General features: G+C 70.9%; 15 protein-coding genes. 11 read left to right on the forward strand and 4 right to left on the reverse strand.

Annotated elements, in window-relative coordinates; genetic code table 11:
- Nucleotides 1–77: 77 nt before the first annotated feature.
- From ACU6WY_RS04065 to ACU6WY_RS04080, 4 genes are all read left to right on the forward strand, one after another.
- On the forward strand, nt 78–671 hold the full coding sequence (locus tag ACU6WY_RS04065; protein ID WP_483821181.1) for a sigma-70 family RNA polymerase sigma factor: 594 nt from the start codon (nt 78–80) through the stop codon (nt 669–671).
- Nucleotides 668–910: a zf-HC2 domain-containing protein gene (locus ACU6WY_RS04070; RefSeq protein ID WP_483821182.1), complete on the forward strand. Its 243-nt coding sequence runs from the start codon at nt 668–670 to the stop codon at nt 908–910. The genes ACU6WY_RS04065 and ACU6WY_RS04070 overlap by 4 nt, the downstream gene beginning before the upstream one ends.
- 59 nt (nt 911–969) lie before the next feature.
- Nucleotides 970–2268, forward strand: a complete 1299-nt coding sequence (locus tag ACU6WY_RS04075) for a GNAT family N-acetyltransferase (RefSeq protein WP_483821183.1) — start codon at nt 970–972, stop codon at nt 2266–2268.
- Nucleotides 2269–2413: 145 nt separating this feature from the next.
- On the forward strand, nt 2414–3718 hold the full coding sequence (locus ACU6WY_RS04080; RefSeq protein WP_483821184.1) for an alpha/beta hydrolase: 1305 nt from the start codon (nt 2414–2416) through the stop codon (nt 3716–3718).
- Between the two features lie 63 nt (nt 3719–3781).
- On the opposite strand, the gene ACU6WY_RS04085 is transcribed toward ACU6WY_RS04080, so the two are convergent.
- Complete coding sequence (locus ACU6WY_RS04085; protein ID WP_483821185.1) at nt 3782–7450, reverse strand: multifunctional oxoglutarate decarboxylase/oxoglutarate dehydrogenase thiamine pyrophosphate-binding subunit/dihydrolipoyllysine-residue succinyltransferase subunit; 3669 nt, start codon at nt 7448–7450, stop codon at nt 3782–3784.
- A 139-nt stretch (nt 7451–7589) separates the two neighbouring features.
- Between ACU6WY_RS04085 and guaB1 the strand changes: the two genes are divergently transcribed.
- On the forward strand, nt 7590–9044 hold the full coding sequence (gene guaB1, locus ACU6WY_RS04090; protein ID WP_483821186.1) for a GMP reductase: 1455 nt from the start codon (nt 7590–7592) through the stop codon (nt 9042–9044).
- Here guaB1 and ACU6WY_RS04095 read toward each other — a convergent pair.
- A complete protein-coding gene (locus ACU6WY_RS04095; RefSeq protein ID WP_483821187.1) occupies nt 9034–10011 on the reverse strand; it encodes a glycoside hydrolase family 76 protein in 978 nt (325 codons plus the stop codon). The genes guaB1 and ACU6WY_RS04095 overlap by 11 nt on opposite strands.
- Before the next feature lie 162 nt (nt 10012–10173).
- Here ACU6WY_RS04095 and ACU6WY_RS04100 point away from each other — a divergent pair, with 162 nt between their 5' ends.
- Both ACU6WY_RS04100 and ACU6WY_RS04105 read left to right on the forward strand, forming a co-directional pair.
- The gene (locus tag ACU6WY_RS04100; RefSeq protein ID WP_483821850.1) at nt 10174–11505 is read left to right on the forward strand and encodes a hemolysin family protein; all 1332 of its coding nucleotides are present in this window, start codon (nt 10174–10176) and stop codon (nt 11503–11505) included.
- Nucleotides 11502–12563 carry a hemolysin family protein gene (locus ACU6WY_RS04105; RefSeq protein WP_483821188.1) on the forward strand — a complete coding sequence of 354 codons (1062 nt, stop codon included), beginning with the start codon at nt 11502–11504 and terminating at the stop codon, nt 12561–12563. The genes ACU6WY_RS04100 and ACU6WY_RS04105 overlap by 4 nt, the downstream gene beginning before the upstream one ends.
- Nucleotides 12564–12602: 39 nt before the next feature.
- Here the strand turns inward: ACU6WY_RS04105 and ACU6WY_RS04110 are convergent, their stop codons facing one another.
- Nucleotides 12603–13661, reverse strand: coding sequence for an NADH:flavin oxidoreductase/NADH oxidase (locus tag ACU6WY_RS04110; protein WP_483821189.1), 1059 nt, complete (start codon nt 13659–13661; stop codon nt 12603–12605).
- Nucleotides 13662–13690: 29 nt separating this feature from the next.
- On the opposite strand from ACU6WY_RS04110, the gene ACU6WY_RS04115 reads away from it, so the two are divergent.
- The 4 genes from ACU6WY_RS04115 (at nt 13691) to ACU6WY_RS04130 (ending at nt 17641) form a co-directional block, all read left to right on the forward strand.
- Nucleotides 13691–14548 (forward strand): ADP-dependent NAD(P)H-hydrate dehydratase, encoded by an 858-nt coding sequence (locus ACU6WY_RS04115; RefSeq protein WP_483821190.1) that lies wholly within the window; start codon nt 13691–13693, stop codon nt 14546–14548.
- An 85-nt stretch (nt 14549–14633) separates the two neighbouring features.
- Complete coding sequence (locus tag ACU6WY_RS04120; RefSeq protein ID WP_483821191.1) at nt 14634–15938, forward strand: hypothetical protein; 1305 nt, start codon at nt 14634–14636, stop codon at nt 15936–15938.
- Nucleotides 15939–15947: 9 nt separating this feature from the next.
- Nucleotides 15948–16274, forward strand: coding sequence for a thiamine-binding protein (locus ACU6WY_RS04125; protein WP_483821192.1), 327 nt, complete (start codon nt 15948–15950; stop codon nt 16272–16274).
- Nucleotides 16275–16360: 86 nt separating this feature from the next.
- The gene (locus tag ACU6WY_RS04130) at nt 16361–17641 is read left to right on the forward strand and encodes an MFS transporter (RefSeq protein WP_483821193.1); all 1281 of its coding nucleotides are present in this window, start codon (nt 16361–16363) and stop codon (nt 17639–17641) included.
- A 61-nt stretch (nt 17642–17702) separates the two neighbouring features.
- Here ACU6WY_RS04130 and metX read toward each other — a convergent pair whose 3' ends face one another.
- Nucleotides 17703–18908 (reverse strand): homoserine O-acetyltransferase MetX, encoded by a 1206-nt coding sequence (metX, locus tag ACU6WY_RS04135; protein WP_483821194.1) that lies wholly within the window; start codon nt 18906–18908, stop codon nt 17703–17705.
- Between the last annotated feature and the right edge of the window lie 38 nt (nt 18909–18946).

Below are 18946 nucleotides of genomic sequence, written 5' to 3' on the forward strand. Positions count from 1 at the left end.
GGCGACACGTGACCGCACTTCTCCAGCGCCCAGCGCCACGGTGGGCCGATGATACGCCCGACGTAGACTGGCCCGTGATGGACGACACGGCAGATGCGACGGAGCCTCGCGCGCAGTTCGAAGAGCAGGCTCTGCCTTTCATGGACCAGCTCTACGCGGCGGCGATGCGCATGACGCGCAACCCGGCCGACGCGGCCGACCTCGTGCAGGAGACCTTCGTCAAGGCCTTCGGCTCGTGGTCCAGCTTCACCCAGGGCACCAACCTCAAGGCGTGGCTGTACCGCATCCTGACGAACACGTACATCAACACGTATCGCAAGAAGCAGCGCGAGCCGTTCCAGAGCGCGATCGACGACCTCGAGGACTGGCAGCTCGGCGGGGCCGAGTCCACGACGGCCACGAGCGCCCGTTCGGCCGAGGCCGAGGCAATCGATCGGATGCCCGCGTCGGTCGTGAAAGACGCGCTGCAGTCGATCCCCGAAGATTTCCGCATGGCGGTATACCTCGCCGACGTCGAGGGCTTCGCCTACCAGGAGATCGCCGACATCATGAAGACCCCGATCGGCACGGTCATGAGCCGTCTGCACCGCGGCCGGCGGTTGCTGCGCGACCTGCTGTCGGACTACGCGAAAGAGCGCGGCATCCAGGCCGCGACGGGAGTGAAGAAATGAGCGACTGCGGCTGCGACAAGGCACGACGCGACCTGGAGGAGTACCTCCGGAACGAAGTCTGCAAGACCGAGCACAATGACATCCGGGAGCATCTCGAGAACTGCCCCGGATGCCAGGACGAGGCGCTGGTGGCACGGACGCTGACCGATGTGGTCGCGCGGGCCTGCAAAGAGACCGCCCCCGATGAGTTGCGCGACCAGGTGCTCGCGCGGTTGCGGTCGATCCAGGCCACGCACTGACGGCGCCCGTCCGGTCTGACGGGCCCGGCCGGCGCCGGGGGAGTCCGTAGGCTGGGGGTATGGCCGACACGAACACCCTCACGTTGCCCCTGGACCCCACTTCCTCGGCGATGTTGGCCGAATCCGGCCTTGACTACGCCCTGGTCGACGCGGACGGCGACGGCTTCGTGCCCTTCGTGCGCGCCGTGTCGCGCGGATTCCTGGGCGAGGAGCCGTCCGACGAGGAGATCGACAGCGCGCGGCGCACGTTGCGCTCGCGACGCCTCACGGGCGTGTTCGATCGGGGTGGGGTAGACGGCGTCGCCCCCGTGGGCACGGTGGATTCCTGGGGGAGCGACCTCACGGTCTCTCCCGGCCGCACGCTGCCGCTGTGGTCGATCAGTTCCGTCACGGTTGCCCCCACCCATCGCCGCCGCGGCATCGCGCGGGCGATGCTCACGGGAGAACTGCGCACCGCGGCAGCGGCGGGGTACGCCCTGGCCGGGCTCACCGTCACCGAAGCCACCATCTACGGGCGCTGGGGCTTCTCGCCCGCGGCGTGGGCCTCGAACGTCGTCGTCGACACGCGCCGTGCGCGCTGGATCGGCCCGGTCGCCCCGGGACGGCTCGACTTCGTCGCGCGGGAGAGCCTGCCCGATCGTCTCTCCGCCGTCCACGAGCGGATCCGCGTGCGCCGTCCCGGAGCCGTCCCCGGCTGGGAGGGCCGCTGGCGCGGCGTCGCGGGCCTCACCCCCGACGCGAAGGATCCCAAGAAGATCCGCGCCGTGGCCTACCGCGATCAGGACGACGTCGAGCGCGGCATCCTGATCTACGCGCTCTCCGAGAAGGACGACTACACCGCGCACGAGCTTCGCATCCACGGCCTTTTCGCCGACGGAGACGAGGCGCTCGCGGCGCTGTGGCGTTTCGCTCTCGAGCACGACCTCGTCAGCCGCGTGACGGCGGATCTGCAGCCGCCCGTGCCGCCGGTGCAGTGGATGGTCTCCGACCGCCGGGCCGTGACGGCCACCCTCACCGACCATCACTGGCTGCGGGTGCTCGACGTTCCCGGGGCGCTGACGGCGCGGGCCTACGCCGGCCCGCTCGAGGTCGTCCTCGCCGTCGACGACCCCCTGGGCTTCGCCGAGGGCACCTGGTCGGTGCGCATCGACGACGAGGGAACGGCAGAGGTCACGCGTACCGAGAGCGCCGCCGACGTGCGGCTGCCGGTCAACGCGCTCGCGTCCCTCCTGCTGGGCGGCGTGCGCGCGACCGAGCTGGCCGCCGCCGGAATGGTCGTCGGCGATCCCGCCGTTCTGGGGGCGATCGACGGGGCCTTCGCCCCGGCGGTGACCCCGCTGCTCGACATCTGGTACTGATCGCCCCGGCGCACGGGGCGGAATCGTCGCCTCGCCGGTCCGATTCCCGGGAGCGTTCCGCCCGCGCCGCCGGTCGTGTCTCCCCTCCCGATGCCTCACGCCGTGAGATCGTCGTTCTCGCTGACACCGCCGGGAAAGGGCGCCGATGACCCGTTTCGTGCTCTCGATCGAACTGATCGACTCACCTCTCCTCGCGGTGTGCGCCGCTCTGGCCGGCGTGGGGGTGCTCGTCGTCCTCGCGTGGGCCCCGCGCCGGATCGTGCGGACCCTGGCCATCGGGGTGGGCGCCGGTGTCGCGATGTTCATCGTCGCCCGGGTGCTCGAGAGTCTCGACCTGTTCCAGGGGCCGCTGCCGTTCGGCGCCGGGTTGTGGGCGGCCGGGGGTGTCGCGGCGGCCGCCGTCGGCATCGTCGGGATCTGTCGGCGCCCGTGGGGGCGCCGTGTCGTGGGGGCCGTCACGGTGGTGGCCGCTCTTCTCGCGGCCGCGCTCGGCGTCAACGCGTCCTACGGTGTGACGCACACCCCCGCCGCGATCCTCGGGGTGCAGGCACTCGACCCGGCGAACCTGCCGGCCCAGGACGACGTCGCCCAGGGGGATCCGGCCACGCTCTACCAGCGCTGGGAGGCGCCGGCCGGGATGCCGACGCAGGGCACCGTGAGCGCGCTGACGGGCAACGCCCGTATCCCCACGGGGGCGTACGCCGCCCGCGACGCCTCGCTCTACCTTCCGCCCGCGGCCCTGGTGCCGAACCCCCCGGCTCTGCCGCTCCTGGTGTTCATGATGGGCCAGCCCGGGTCGCCCGATCCGACGGCGTTGGCGAAGGCCCTGGACGCCTTTGCGGCGAAGAATCGGGGTCTCGCCCCGATCGCCATCGTGGTCGATCAACTCACCGCGCCCGAGAGGGATCCCGTGTGCGTCGACTCCCCGCGGTACGGCGCGGTGTCGACCTACATCAATCAGCTCGTCCCGCAGTGGGCCGCGCAGAAGCTGAACATCGTCACCGACACGCGCTACTGGACGATCGGCGGGTTCTCCAACGGCGGTGCGTGCGCGGTGCTCTACGGCGCGCAGTTCCCGCAGACCTGGGGCCAGATGCTGGACGTGTCGGGTAACGAGTTCCCCGGGTCCGAGCACGTCGACCAGACCATTGCCGACGTCTACGGCGGAAACCCGGCGGCGTTCAACGCGGCCAAACCCACCGCCCTCATGGCGGCAGCCCCCGCGGGTACGTTCGCCGGTCATACCGCGATCTTCACGTGGGGCGGGGCGGACACCACGTATGGTCCGGGGCAGCAGTCCAACGCCGAGGCCGCCCGAGCGGCCGGCTTCACGACGCTCACGCACGTCGTGGAGGGCGCGGGGCACACCGGTGAGGCGCTCGATGGCGGACTGGCGTTCGGGATCGATGCGCTCGGGCCGATCCTGGGCCTCGCGCCGCCGGCATCCTGACCTTCCGTAGAACGTCTGAGGGGGCCCGGTCGATGACCGGGCCCCCTCAGACGTTTCGAACGATCAGCGCGCGAGCGCTGCCTTCATGATCTCGGCGTGCTCGTTGGCGTGCACCTTCGGCGATCCCGTCGCCGTCGACGCGGCGGCCGCGCGGGACACGACGCGGATGCCGCGTCCTTCGAGCCGACCGGCGAGGTCGAGCGCGATGAACGGCCACGCCCCCTGGTTCTCCGGCTCGTCCTGCACCCAGACCAGCTCGGCGTTCGGGTACGTCTCGAGCACACGGTTGAGCTCGTCGACGGGCGCCGGGTAGTACTGCTCCAGACGCACCAGGGCGATCTCGGGGTTCGGGTTCTTGTCGAGTTCGGCGCGCAGATCCCAGTGGATCTTGCCGGCGTGCAGCAGCACGCGCGTCACGGCGCCGCGGTCCAGACCGCGGTCGTCGTCGAGCACCGGCTCGAACTTGCCCGACAGGAAGTCCTCGACGGGGCTCGTCGCTCCGCGCAGACGCAGCATGGCCTTCGGGGTGAAGACCACGAGCGGACGGCGCGGGCGCTGGTAGGCCTGACGCCGCAGCAGGTGGAAGTACGACGCGGGGGTCGACGGCCGCGCGACGATCATGTTGTCTTGCGCGCACATCTGCAGGTAGCGCTCGATGCGGGCCGACGAGTGGTCGGGGCCCTGACCCTCGTAGCCGTGGGGGAGGAGGAGAACGACGCTGGACTGCTGCGCCCACTTCTGGTCGGCCGACGAGATGAACTCGTCGACGACCGACTGCGCGCCGTTGGCGAAGTCACCGAACTGCGCCTCCCACAGCACGAGGGCGTCGGCGCGCTCCACCGAGTAGCCGTACTCGAAGGCCATTGCCGCGTACTCGCTGAGCAGCGAGTCGTAGACCCAGAAGCGCCCCTGGTTCTCGGAGAGGTTGGCCAGCGGCAGCCATTCCTGGCCATTGTCGCGGTCGTGGAGCACGGAGTGCCGTTGCACGAAGGTGCCGCGGCGGGAGTCCTGCCCGGCCAGGCGCACCGGGGTGCCCTCCATCAGCACGGAGCCGAAGGCCAGGAGCTCGCCGAAGGCCCAGTCGATGTTGCCGTTGCGGCTCATGTCGAAGCGCTTTTCGAGCAGTTGCTGCAGCTTGTTGTGCACCGTGAAGCCGTCGGGCTTGTTGACGAACGCGTCACCGATGTGGTTCACGACCTCGCGCGAAACGCCGGTGGTCTCGGGGGCACCGACGACGACCTCGTCGGAGGCATCCATCGACACGACCGGTGTCGATCCCGTCTCGGCGGCATGCGTGTCCGCGAACGCGACTTCGAGGCGGTTCTGGAAGTCCTGCTTGGCCTGCTCGTACTCGTCTTCGGTGATGTCACCGCGTCCGACGAGGGACTCGGTGTACAGGCGACGCACCGAGCGCTTGGCCTCGATGAGGTTGGTCATCAGCGGCTGCGTCATCGACGGGTCGTCGCCCTCGTTGTGGCCGCGGCGGCGGTAGCAGACGAGGTCGATGACGATGTCGCGGTGGAACTCCTCGCGGTAGAGGAACGCCAACTCCGCGGCCCGAACGACGGCCTCGGGGTCGTCACCGTTGACGTGCAGGATGGGAGCCTGGATCGTCTTGGCGACGTCGGTGGCGTAGACCGAGGTACGCGCGTCGGTCGGGGTGGTGGTGAACCCGACCTGGTTGTTGACCACGACGTGGATGGTGCCGCCGGTGCGGTACCCGCGCAGCTGCGACATCTGCAGCGTCTCGACGACGACGCCCTGGCCCGCGAAGGCCGCGTCGCCGTGGACGAGGATGGGCAGCCACGAGAAGGTGCCGATGGGCTTGCGGTCCTGCTTGGCGCGAACAATGCCCTCGAGCACACCGTCGACGGTTTCGAGGTGCGAGGGGTTGGCTGCCAGGTAGACCGGCAGTTCGACGCCGGAGTCGCCGACGAAGGTGCCCTCGGTGCCGAGGTGGTACTTCACGTCGCCCGAGCCGCGCTTGCTGCCCACGGCGACGGCGCCCTCGAACTCGCGGAACACCTGGCCGTAGGTCTTGCCGGCGATGTTGGTGAGCACGTTCAGACGCCCGCGGTGGGCCATACCGATCGCCGCGCCGTCGAGGCCGGCGGAAGCCGCGCCCTGCAGGATCTGGTCGAGCAGCGGAATGAGCGACTCGCCACCCTCGAGGCTGAAGCGCTTCTGACCGACGTACTTGGTCTGGAGGAACGTCTCGAACGCCTCGGCCTGGTTGAGCTTCGACAGGATGCGCAGCTGCTCGTCGTGGCCGGGCTTGGTGTACTTGACCTCGATGTTGCGCTGGAACCACTGGCGCTGCGCGGGGTCTTGGATGTGCATGTACTCCACGCCCATGGTGCGGCAGTAGGAGTCGCGCAGAACGCCGAGGATGTCGCGGAGCTTGGCCACGAGCTTCGCCCCGAGGCCGCCGGTGACGAACTCCCGGTCGAGGTCCCAGAACGTGAGTCCGTGGGACTCGATCTCGAGGTCGGGGTGGGTGCGCTGGACGTACTCGAGGGGGTCGATGTCGGCCATGAGGTGGCCGCGCACGCGGTAGGAGTTGATGAGCTCCTGCACGCGGGCGCTCTTGTCGATGCGCTCGGAGAGGTCGACGCTGATATCGGCCGCCCAGTGGATGGGGGCGTAGGGGATGCGCAGCGCCGCGAAGATGTCGTCGTAGAAGCCGCGCTGCCCGATCAGCAGCTCGTGCACCTTCTTGAGGAACTCACCCGACCCCGCACCCTGGATGACCCGGTGGTCGTAGGTGCTCGTGAGCGTGATCGTCTTGCCGATGGCCAGCTCGTTGAGCGTCTTCTCGCTCGCGCCCTGGAACTCGGCCGGGTACTCCAGTGCGCCCGCGCCGATGATGGCGCCCTGTCCGCGCATGAGGCGGGGGACGGAGTGGACGGTGCCGATGCCGCCGGGGTTGGTGAGCGAGATCGTCGTGCCCTGGAAGTCGGCGGGGGTCAGCTTGTTCGATCGCGCACGGCGGACGAGGTCTTCGTACGAGGCGAGGAACTCGCCGAACGTCAGCGTGTCTGCGCGCTTGATGCTCGGCACGAGGAGGGCACGCGAGCCGTCGGACTTGGGCATGTCGATCGCGATGCCGAGGTTGACGTGGGCGGGCGCGACCACCGACGGCTTGCCGTCGATCTCGGCGTAGTACACGTTCTGGCTCGGGAACTCTTTCAGCGCCTGGATGAGGGCCCAGCCGATGAGGTGCGTGAAGCTGACCTTGCCACCGCGCGTGCGCGCCATGTGGTTGTTGATGACGATGCGGTTGTCGATCATCAGCTTCGCGGGGATCGTGCGCACGCTTGTCGCGGTCGGAACCGTGAGCGAGTCGTCCATGTTGCTCGCGAGCGCCTTGGGCATGCCCTTGAGGACGGTGACGCGGTCTTCTTCGGTGCTCTCCGAGCCGGCCGAGGGCACGGAGTTGGGCGCCTGCGCGGGGATGGGCTGGGGAGCCGCGGGCTTGGCCGTGGTGCGGGCCACGGGCGCCTGGCCGATCACCGGGATCGGCGCGGTCACCGGCTTGGGCTCGGACGGCGGCGCCGCTGCCGCGGCGGATCCGTCGACGACCGGGTGGTACGCCTCCAGGATCGGCCACCAGGCCTTGTCTACGGAGTGCTTGTCGACTTTGAACTGCTCGTAGAGCTCATCTACGAGCCACTCGTTCGCGCCGAACTCGCCCTCGCTCGAAGTACCGACGCCCGTCACCTGGCTCGACACAGTCGATCGCCTGCTTTCCTCGATGAAGATTCTGTGGATGCACGCAGTCGTCTTCGTTGCGCACTCTCTCCAGCCTAGCCGAGGATCCTGGGCATCCTCCGGGGTCTTTGCCCCCGTCCGGTGTGGTGAGGTGGATGCCATGGAGTTCTCCGGCGCACAGCCCGATGTCGACCTCACCTACTCGGACGTCTTCCTGGTTCCGCGTCATTCCGACGTCGGCAGCCGGCTCGGCGTCGACCTGGCCCCCGGCGACGGGAGCGGGGCGACCCTGCCGCTGGGGTCGGCGAACATGAATTCGGTCACCGGCCCGCGGCTCGCGGCGACCCTCGCCCGGCGCGGCGGCCTCGGCGTGTTGCCGCAGGACATGCCGCTGCCCCGGCTCGTGGAGGCGGTGCAGTGGGTGAAGACGCAACCGGTCGCGTGGGACGCGGCCCTGGTCTTCCCGCCGTCCGCCACCGTCGCCGATGCCCGGCTCGTGCTCCCCGCGGTGGCCGGCCGGGGGATCGTCGTGGCCGACCAGCGCGAGGACGGCAGCATCGGCCTCGACGGCTTCCGGGGGATCGTGCCCGCGCCGCGCCTGGCCACCGCGCTCCCGGATGCCACCCTCGGCGACATCGCCCGCTCCGACGCGCCGATGGTGGAGGTGTCCCGGGTCGGTGACCCGCGCGACGTGTTCGACCTCGTGGGGTCGGCGGACGTCGTGGCGGTGGTCGATGCCGACCGCATCGTCGGGACGCTGTCCGCCCGCAGCGCTCTGCGCGACTCGGTCTACCGTCCCGCCGTCGACGCCGACGGCCGACTCATCGTCGCCGCGGCCGTCGGGATCAACGGCGACGTCGCGGGCAAGGCACGGGCGCTCGCCGCGGCCGGGGTCGACGTTCTCGTCGTCGATACCGCGCACGGCCACCAGCAGCAGATGCTGCGCGCGCTGCGCGAGGTCGCGGCGCTGGATCTCGGCATCCCGATCGCCGCGGGCAACGTCGTCACCGCCGAGGGCGTCCGCGACCTCACCGCGGCCGGCGCGACGATCCTCAAGGTCGGTGTCGGGCCGGGGGCGATGTGCACCACGCGCATGATGACCGCGGTCGGACGCCCCCAGTTCTCGGCCGTGCTCGAAACGGCGGAGGCCGCGCGCGCGGCCGGCGCGCACGTCTGGGCCGATGGCGGCGTGCGCTACCCGCGCGACGTCGCGCTGGCGCTCGCGGCCGGTGCGGCCTCGGTCATGATCGGCTCGTGGTTCGCGGGCACGATCGAATCGCCCGGTCACCTGCGCACCGACGACGACGGCCGCATCTACAAAGAGTCGTGGGGGATGGCATCCACCAAGGCCGTGCAGGGGCGGTTTCAGGGGCTCGATGCGTTCGAACGCGCGCGCAAGGAGCTCTTCGCGGAGGGCATCTCCTCGTCGCGCATCTACCTCGACCCGCAGCGCCCGGGCATCGAGGATCTCCTCGACATGATCACCTCGGGCGTGCGGTCTTCGTTCACCTACGCCGGGGCGTCGACGGTGGCCGAGTTCCACGAGCGCGCCCGCGTCGGGCTGCAGTCCGCCGCCGGGTACGAGGAGGGCAAGGCGCTCCCCGTCAGCTGGTGACCGCGCGACCGGCCTCGACGGCGGCCTCCAGCGTCATCCAGGCTCCGAGCTGAACCGACAGGTCGCGGTCGGGACCCTCGGCCTGCGCGGCACGGCGCGGGTCGGCCGAGAAGCGGCCGTCGCGTCGGCCGTCCCACAGCGCCACCGCGTTGCGCTCGACCAGTCCGCGAGCGACCGCGGCATCGGTGGCGGGGAGCGCGATCGCGGCCGCCGCGAGATAGCGGGCCAGGATGCCGGAGAAGAGACCGCCGTCGCCGCCCCCGGCCGCGGGGAAGAGGCCGTCGTCGGGGGCACACCAGCGCTCGACGGCGCGCACGATCTCGGCGGCGCGCGGGGGATCGCCGAGGGCGAGGGCCGCCCCGATCGCGACGCCCTGGTTGTAGGTCCACAGGTCGGGACGCACGACGCCGTGTTCGATGCCGTCGCGCACGAGACCCGTCGCCGGGTCGTCGAGGGTCGCGGTCATCCAGGCGTTCAGCGATCGCGCCCGCTCCCGGTGGCGGCTCGGCGCCAGCACGATCGCTGCGGGACCGTTCGCGGGGGCGTTGTAGAGCGCGCTTCCGATCCGCCACGGCAGCGCTCCGACGTCGGGGTCGATCGCGCGCTCGAGAATCCGCGCGATCCGGGCACGGGCGTGTCCACGAGGACGTGCCTCGGCCAGCGCCAGGCCCATCCACGCGATGTCGTCGTAGAACGGCGTGGTCCACGTGCCGGCCGTGCGCAGGGTCACCCCGCGCACCGTGGCGGTGACCAGGCGGCGGCGCGACGCCGAGGGGCGATGCCGCTCCGCCTCAGTCAACGCGTGAACGAGGTGCGCGTGCCACCAGTAGTGCCACGTCCGCGCTCCCGGGCCGTCCCCGGCCGAGGCGTGCGCCCACGCGACCGGCCCATACCGGCGCACGTACGTTGCCCGCACCGCCCGCTCCGCGGCGGCGGCGCGCTCCTGCGCGGAGGGTTCGGCATCCATCCCCCCATCCTGACCGGGCTGAACGGATGCCGTGCACCCGGTGCCGTGCGGAGCGCGCTGTCATAGAATCGAGGACACGATGGACGACCCTCCCAGTTGTAGACCCGAGCCCCGACGACCTTCTCCCGCCCCGAGCGGGGGTGACGCGTGACCGAGTACGTCATGCTGGGCGTGGGGCTCCTTCTCACGGTCGGAACCGGACTCTTCGTCGCGAGCGAGTTCGCGCTGGTCAATCTCGATCGCGCTGACCTCGAAGCGCGCCGGGAGGCGGGTGAAACGCGTCTGTCGCTCACGATCGACGCGCTCCGCATCACCTCGACGCACCTGTCGAGCGCGCAGTTGGGCATCACGCTCACGACGTTGCTGACCGGGTACACGATGGAACCGGCGATCTCGAACCTGCTCCGGCCGCTGTTCTTCGCGTGGTCGCTGCCCGAGGCGTTCGTGGTGCCGCTCGCCGCCGTCATCGGGATCGGCGTCGCCACCGTGCTCTCGATGATCCTCGGTGAACTCGTCCCCAAGAACTTCGCGCTCGCGATCCCGCGGCAGACGGCGAAGCTGGTGCTGCCGTTCCAGGTGGCCTTCACCGCGGTGTTCCGCCCCGCCGTCGCGGTGCTCAACGGGAGCGCCAACGGGGTGCTCCGCGCGATGGGCGTCGAACCCAAGGAAGAGCTCTCGGGCGCACGCACCGCCGAAGAGCTGTCGAGCCTGGTGAAGCGGTCGGCCAGCGCCGGCATGCTCGAGAAAGACACCGCCTCGCTCCTGGACCGCAGTCTCACCTTCGCCCGCCTCAGCGCCGCCGACGTGATGACGCCCCGCCCGAGCGTGCACGCGCTCGCCGCGGGAGAGCCCACCGACGCCGTCATCCAGCTCGCCCGCCGCACCGGCCACAGCCGCTTCCCCGTCTACGGGGAATCGATGGACGACATCGTCGGCGTGGTTCACCTCAAGGCCGCGGTCGGGGTTCCCCGTGACCGGCGCGGCGAGGTGCCGGTGGCCGCGTTGGCGACCGAGCCGCTGCGGGTCCCCGAGACGGTGCACCTGGACACGCTCGTCTCCGAACTGCGCTCGCGCGGCTACCAGATGGCGATCGTCGTCGACGAGTACGGCGGCACCGCGGGAGTCGTCACCCTCGAAGACCTCGTCGAGGAGATCGTCGGAGAAGTCCTCGACGAACACGATCGGTCGCGCGCCGGCGTCGTGCGCACCGCCGCCTCCCTCACGTTCCCGGGCGATCTGCGTCCGGACGAGGCGCTCGACCGCGCCGGCGTCCGCGTGCCCGAGAGCGAGGTCTACGACACGGTCGGCGGCTTCCTCATGGCCGAGCTCGAGCGCATTCCCGCGGTGGGGGACACGGTCGCCATCGACGATGGCATCCTGACCGTCCACCGGATGGACGGACGCCGGGTCGACCGCGTGCAGTTCACCCCGACTCCGGTCGAGGAGGGGGTCGCCGACCTCGTCCGCGCGGCCAAGGGAGGTGACCAGCGATGAGCGATTGGGCAGGAATCGCGTGGCTCGTCGTTCTGCTGGCCGCCAACGCCTTCTTCGTGGGCGCGGAGTTCGCGGTCATCTCGGCGCGGCGCTCCCAGGTGGAGCCGCTGGCCGACCGGGGGTCGCGAGCGGCCAAGACCGCGCTGTACGCCATGGAGCACGCGACGCTCATGCTGGCGACGTGTCAGCTCGGCATCACGATCTGTTCGCTGCTGATCCTGAACGTCTCGGAACCGGCGATCCACCACCTGCTGGCCGAACCGCTCGGGCTCACGGGGCTGTCGGAGACGGCCGTCGACATCGCCGCGTTCGTCGTGGCGCTGCTCGTGGTGTCGTACCTGCACGTCGTCTTCGGCGAGATGGTGCCGAAGAACCTGGCGTTCTCGCTGCCCGACCGGGCGGTACTGATGCTGGCTCCGCCCCTGGTCGCGGTGTCCAAGGCCTTCTACCCCGTGATCGTCGCGCTGAACTGGATCGCGAACCACGTGCTGCGCCTGTTCCGAGTCGAGCCCAAAGACGAGGCCGCCTCGACCTTCACCCTCGACGAGGTCGCCACGATCGTGAACCAGTCGCGCCGCGAGGGCGTGCTCGACGACGCCGCCGGCACGGTGACGGCGGTGGTGGAGTTCACCGAGAAGAAGGCCGCCGACATCGCGGTGCCGATGGCCGCCCTGGTGACGCTGCCCGCGAAGACGACCCCCGCCGAGATCGAGCGGGCCGTCGCCACCCACGGGTACTCGCGCTACGTGATCGTCGACGGCGAAGGGCACCCGACCGGGTACGTCCACCTGAAAGACGTGCTGCGTGTGGCCGAAGGGCCCGACGACGAGGCCGACATGGCGCGGCCCATCCCGTCCAAGCGCATCCACCACATGGTGTCGGTGCGGGAGTCGACCGACCTCGAAGACGCGCTCGCGCTGATGCGGCGGTCGGGTCGGCACCTCGCGCAGGTGCGCGACGACGCCGGCGACGTGCGGGCGGTGCTCTTCCTGGAAGACGTCATCGAGGAGCTCGTGGGCGAAGTGCAGGATGCCACGGCTCGGCGCCGTTTCGTCTGAGCCCCGGGGGAGGTGCCGCTGCGTGTTACCTCCCCCGGGTCAGTACGCGCGGAGGTACTGCGCGGGCGCGGGGACAGCGGCGCCGAGTTCCGCCGCGACCCGCAGCGCGTAGTGCGGGTCGCGGAGCCACTCCCGGGCGGCGAGCACCGCGTCGGCGCGTCCCTCGGACACGACCGCCTCGGCCAGCCGGGCGTCGTCGATCATGCCGACCGCTCCCACGAGCAGACCGGTGTCGCGGCGAACCCTCTCGGCCAGGGGCACCTGGTAGCCGGGCCCGGTCTCGATGCGCTGGTGGGGCACGAGGCCGCCGCTGGAGACATCGATGAGGTCGGCCCCGAGGGCGGCGACACGCTCCGCGGCGCGCACGGTGTCGTCGATGTCCCACCCGCCCTCGGCGGCATCCGTTCCCGAGAATCGCACGAAGACGGCGGCGTCCGGCGCGGCCTCGCGCACGGCCGCGGTGACCCGCTCGAGGAGCCGGACGCGTCCGTCGAACGAGCCGCCGTAGGCGTCGTCGCGGTGGTTGCTCAGCGGCGAGAGGAACTGGTGCAGCAGGTACCCGTGGGCGGCGTGCACCTCGAGCACCTCGAATCCGGCCGCCACCGCGCGGCGGGCGGCATAGCCGAAGTCGGCGACGACCTTCTCGAGCCCCGCCGCGTCGAGCGCGAGCGGCTCGGCCAGGCCGGGATAGGCGATCGCGGACGGGGCAACGGTGGTCCAGCCGCCGTCTTCCGGCGCCACCGATCCGCGGCCGCCACCGAAGGGCGCAGTGGTGGACGCTTTGCGTCCCGCGTGGCCGAGCTGCACGCCCGCGCGAGCGCCGCGTGCACGGATCGCCGCGACGATCGGCATCCAGGCCTCGACCTGCGCGTCGTTCCAGAGGCCGGTGTCGGCGGGGGAGATGCGCCCCTCGGGTGAGACCGCCGTCGCCTCGGCGATGATGAGGCCCGCGCCACCGGCGGCGAACTGGGCGAGGTGGACGTGGTGCCAGTCGTTCGGGATACCGTCGACCGCGCTGTACTGGCACATGGGCGAGACCCAGAGTCGGTTGCGGATCTCGATACCCCGGATCGTCACGGGCGTGAAGAGGGTGCTCACGTCGAAGCCTTCCGTTCTAAGGTGACGCCATGACGGCGAGGGACTGGACCGGGCGCGATGTCACCCGCACACTGCGGAGGCCAACCGCCGAAGACGACAAGTATTCCCGCGGCGTCGTGGGCCTGCGGACGGGATCGACCCGATATCCGGGGGCCGCGGTGCTCGGCGTCGAGGCCGCGTGGCGTACGGGCACCGGCATGGTGCGCTATCTCGGCCCCGAGCGCGCGCAGGATCTCGTGCTGCAGCGTCGCCCCGAGACGGTGACGGCCGATGGCCGGGTGCAGGCCTGGGTCGTGGGGTCGGGCACGGATGCCACCGAGCGCGACGCCGACGAGACCGCGCTGCTGCGTGAACTGCTGGCCGGGGAGCTGCCCGTCGTGGTGGACGCGGGCGCGCTCGACCTCGTGCACGGTGCCACGGCGCCCGTCATCGTGACGCCGCACGCGCGGGAACTCGCCCGGCTCCGCGAGACGCTGGGGCTGTCGTCCGACATCGGCGGAGACGTCGCCGCCCGCGAGGCGGCGGCGCGGGAAACCGCCGAGACGATCGGCGGCGTGGTGCTGCTGAAGGGAGCCGTCACCCTCGTCGTGGCCGCGGGCGGCTGGACGCGACGCGTGGCGACGGGCACGCCGTGGCTCGCGACCGCGGGGACGGGAGACGTGCTGGGCGGGGTGCTCGGGGCCGTGACGGCGGGTGCCGTCGCGGCGGACCGGTGCACCCTCGACGACCTGGCCGCCTGCGCGGCGACCGCGGCCTGGCTGCACGGCACCGCGGGAACGGTGGCGTCGTCGCGGCACGGCGGACGGGGCGGGCCGATCGCCGCGCTCGATGTGGCCGAAGCGCTTCCGGGCGTCGTAGCCGGGGCGCTCTCGGACTCGATCGCGTAACGGTTGCCCCGCGCGCCCCGTGCGCGGCGGTCGTCGGACTCCGCGCGGTCGGGGACGCCGGGGGTCGCCCGCTTAGGATGATCCGGTGGTGAGGCGTGTCGTCGTTCTGTTCGTGGCGTTCGTCGCCGTCCACGTCACGGTGGGCATCCTGGGCTTTCAGCAGCCCAATCAGCCCATGGGCGACGTGTATCTGGTGTACGAACCCTGGTCGCGCTGTGCCCTCTTCGGCGGCGTCGACGTCACCTCGTGCACCCGTTCCGACGCGTGGGCGTGGCCCGGGATCACCGAGAAGTGGATCTACCCGCAGCTCGCGTTCCTCCCCATGACGTTCGCGTGGGTGTTCGCCTGGGCCGTCAGCTACACGCCCGCATGGGCGATCACGGTCGCTCTCGCCGACCTCGTCGCCTTCGTCGTCCTGGTCGGCTCGGGCCGCTCGCGCGGTCGCGTGACCGCCGCGTGGTTCTGGCTCGCCGCGATCCTCCTCATCGGCCCGGTTGGCCTGTACCGCATCGACGGGATCACCGTGCCGTTCGCGATCCTCGGCAGTATCTGGCTCGTACGCCGCCCGTTCGTGGCATCCGTTCTGCTGTCGATCGCGGTGTGGATGAAGGTGTGGCCCGCGGCGATCCTGGCCGCCGGCTTCGTCGCGATCCGACGCCGTCTCGCCCTCGTCTGGGGAGCGGTGGCGGTCTCGCTCGCCACGATCATCCCGGTGGTGGCGCTCGGCGGCGCGCCGTTCGTCTTCGGTTTCGTGGGCGACCAGACTTCGCGCGGGATCCAGATGGAGGCGCCGGTCGGTGCGCTCTACATGTTCCTCGCGGCCTTTTACGTCCCCGGCTCCGAGGTCTACTACGACGGCGATGTGCTCACCTTCCAGGTCACCGGTCCCGGCGCCGACATCGTGATTGCGGCGATGACGCCGCTGATGCTCCTCGTGATGGCCGGGGTCGCCGTGCTCGGTGCGCGCAAGATGTGGCGCGGGGCGACGTTCGTGAGCCTGTTCCCGCCGCTCTCGCTCGCCCTGGTGGCGGCGTTCATCGCCCTGAACAAAGTCGGGTCGCCGCAGTACTACGTGTGGCTGTTCGCTCCCGTGGTGCTTGGCCTCATGATCGACCGCCGTCGGTGGTACGGCTTCGCGGCGATGACACTCCTGATCGCCGGCCTCACGCAATGGGTGTATCCGATGGTCTACGACGGACTCATGGCCACGAACCCGGCGCCGTTCCCGGTGTTCCTGCTCGAGATTCGCAACCTCCTCGGGCTAGCGCTGATGGTGTGGGCGATCGTGCGCGTCGTGCGGGCGCCGATCGGTCGGGTCGCGCGCCCGGCGAGCCTCAACGACTGGGTACGGGGGCGCCGTTCGGCCCCCGTGCGGGTGGCAGCGAAGTAGCCTCGGACCATGCTCATCGCCTTCTCGGTCGCCCCGTCCGGTGTCGGTACCGCTTCGGCGGAGAACGCCGACGGCTCCGTGCACGACGCCGTCGCCGCTGCGGTGGCCGTGGTGCGCGCGTCGGGCCTTCCGCACCGCACGACCTCGATGTTCACCGAAATCGAGGGGGAGTGGGACGAGGTGTTCGACGTGGTCAAGCGGGCGACGGATGCCGTGATGCCCTACGGTTCGCGCGTCTCGCTCGTGCTCAAGGCCGACATCCGCCCCGGGCGCACCGGCGAGATCGACGGCAAGATCGAGCGGCTCGAGCGGGCGATCGACGACGCGGACGGCTGAGGGGTATCGGCCTCGTCGCCGCTGCGCGCGAGCGCGCCTCTCGAAACGATTCGACACGCCCGGCGTGGCACCGCTAGCATCGGCGAGTGACCTCTTCGACGACCTCGAAGGGTGCGGCGACGCGGGCGCTCCTTTCTCTCGCCATCGGCAGCTTCGGTATCGGAATGACGGAGTTCGTGGTGATGGGGCTTCTCCCCAACATCGCGCGCGAACTCGTTCCCTCCGCGTGGGCCGCCTCGCCCGATGACGCCATCGCCCAGGCGGGCTGGCTGATCTCGCTGTACGCCCTCGGCGTGGTCGTCGGTGCGCCGACGATCGCGGGTTCCGTCGCACGCTTCCCCCGGCATCGCGTGATGATCGTGCTCGCCGCGGCGCTGACGTTCTTCACGCTGCTGACGGTGATCGCTCCCACGTTCGAGCTGGTCGCGGCATCCCGATTCCTCGCCGGTCTTCCGCACGGCGCCTACTTCGGCATCGGCGCGCTCGTCGCCGCGGACGCCCTCGGGCCGGGCAACCGCGCCAAGGGTGTGGCGTTCGTGCTCACCGGCCTGACCATCGCGAACGTCGTCGGGGTGCCGCTGGGCACGCTGCTCGGACAGCAGGTGGGCTGGCGTGCGGCCTTCGCCGTCGTCGCCGCGATCTTCCTCCTCGCCACGATCTGCATCGCCCTGTTCGTGCCGCACCACCCCGGGATGCCGGGTCGCCGGCTCCGCGACGAGCTCCGCGTGTTCCGTCTCGGCCAGGTGTGGTTCGCGCTCGGAATCGGCTCGATCGGCTTCGGCGGCTTCTTTGCGATGTACAGCTACATCGCGCCGATGATCACCGACGTCGCCGGCCAGCCCGAGTGGACCGTGTCGCTCGTTCTGGTGCTCGTGGGCATCGGCATGACGATCGGCAACATCGTCGGTGGCGCTCTCGCCGACAAAGACCTCCGCTTCTGGCTCCTCACCGGTCTCGTCGCCCTCGGGGCGGCGTCGGTGGGTCTCGCCCTCACCGCCGGGTGGATCGTGAGCCTCGCGCTCTTCGCCTTCCTGGTGTCGTTCTGCGGTGCGGCTCTCAGCCCCAGCATCCAGACCCGGCTCATGGATGTCGCCGAAGACAATCAGTCCATCGCCGCAGCGCTGAACCACTCGGCGTTGAACATCGGCAACAGCCTCGGCGCCTTCCTCGGCGGTCTGGCGATCGCGGGCGGCCTGGGGCTCGTCGCCCCCGCCTGGGTCGGGGCGGTGCTCGCGCTCGGGGGCCTCATCGTCGCCGTCCTCTCGTTCCGCGCCGAAGACCGGAGCGGACGCCACCCGGCGCACCGGGTTCCGGTGGCCGAGGCCGCGCAGACCGCGGTGACCGGCTCGATCCCGACGCAGGACTGAGGCGCCGGGCGGTGGCATCCGCGTCGGGTCGACACTCGGCGCGCGCGGCAGTTCCGCGGGCTCAGGCCGCGAAGAGCCGCCGGAGGTGGTGGTCGACGGCGGCGGTCTCGATGAGGAACCCGTCGTGGCCGAAGTCGCTCGAGAGCACGACCGCCTGATCCCCATCGAGGGTGTTCGGGATGCCACGGGCGATGCGGTGCTGCCCATCGACGGGGAACAACCGGTCGCTGTCGACGCCGAGCACGAGCGTCGTGGCCGTGACCCGGCGCAGGGCGTCTTCGACCCCCTCGCGATCGCGGCCCACGTCGTGCGAGTTCATCGCCTCGACGAGGGTCAGGTAGCTGTTCGCATCGAAGCGGCGGGTGAACTTGTTGCCGTGGAAGTCGAGGTACGACTCCACCGCGAAGCGCCCGCCATGGCCGAGGGGGCTGACGCCCGACTGCCAGGAGCGTTGGAAGCGCTGGTTCAGTTCGGTCGGGCTGCGGTAGTTCAACAGCGCCATGCGTCGGGCCAGGGCCAGACCCCGGTGCGGGCCATCGCCGTCGCCCGCGTCGTAGAACTGCCCACCGGCGAATCGCGGATCCATGCGGATGGTGTCGGCCTGCACCGTGTTCAGGGCGATCTGGTCGGCGGTGGTGATGGGCGGGGCCGAGAGGATCGCGGCGCGCTGGACCCGATCGGGCATCCCGACCGCCCATTCGAGCGCGTGCATTCCTCCCATGGACCCGCCGATGACGGCCGCCCAGCGGTCGATTCCGAGGGCGTCCGCGAGGAGGGCCTGCGCGTGGACCTGGTCGCGAATCGTCAGGTACGGGAACCGCGAGGCCCACTCGTACCCGTCGGGCGCGATGCTGGCAGGCCCCGTCGAGCCCTGGCATCCGCCCAGCACGTTCGGAGCCACGACGAACCAGCGGTCGGTATCGATGGCGGCGCCCGGGCCGACGAGGTCGCCCCACCAGCCGGCGGTGGGGTGCCCGGGGCCGGCGGGCCCGCGCACGTGACTGTCGCCGGTCAGGGCGTGCGGGATCAGGACGGCGTTGTCACGGGCGGGGGAGAGCTCTCCCCAAGTCTCGTACGCCAGGCGGAAGCCGGGCAAGCTCTGACCGTTCTCGGTGCGGAACTCCCCGAAGGCGGTGAACTGCCGATCGCCCGCGGGATCGCCGTCGCGCCACGCGCCCGTGGCCGGGGGACGCCCGAGCAGCAGCCGTGCGTCGGCCTCCGTGATCGGTGCCGAGGGCACCGTGTCTTCGGAGATCTGCCAGTCCATGGCATCCATTCTCGCCGGTCGTGTACACCCCGAACCGA

The organism is Microbacterium sp. ZW3a (assembly GCF_057167165.1).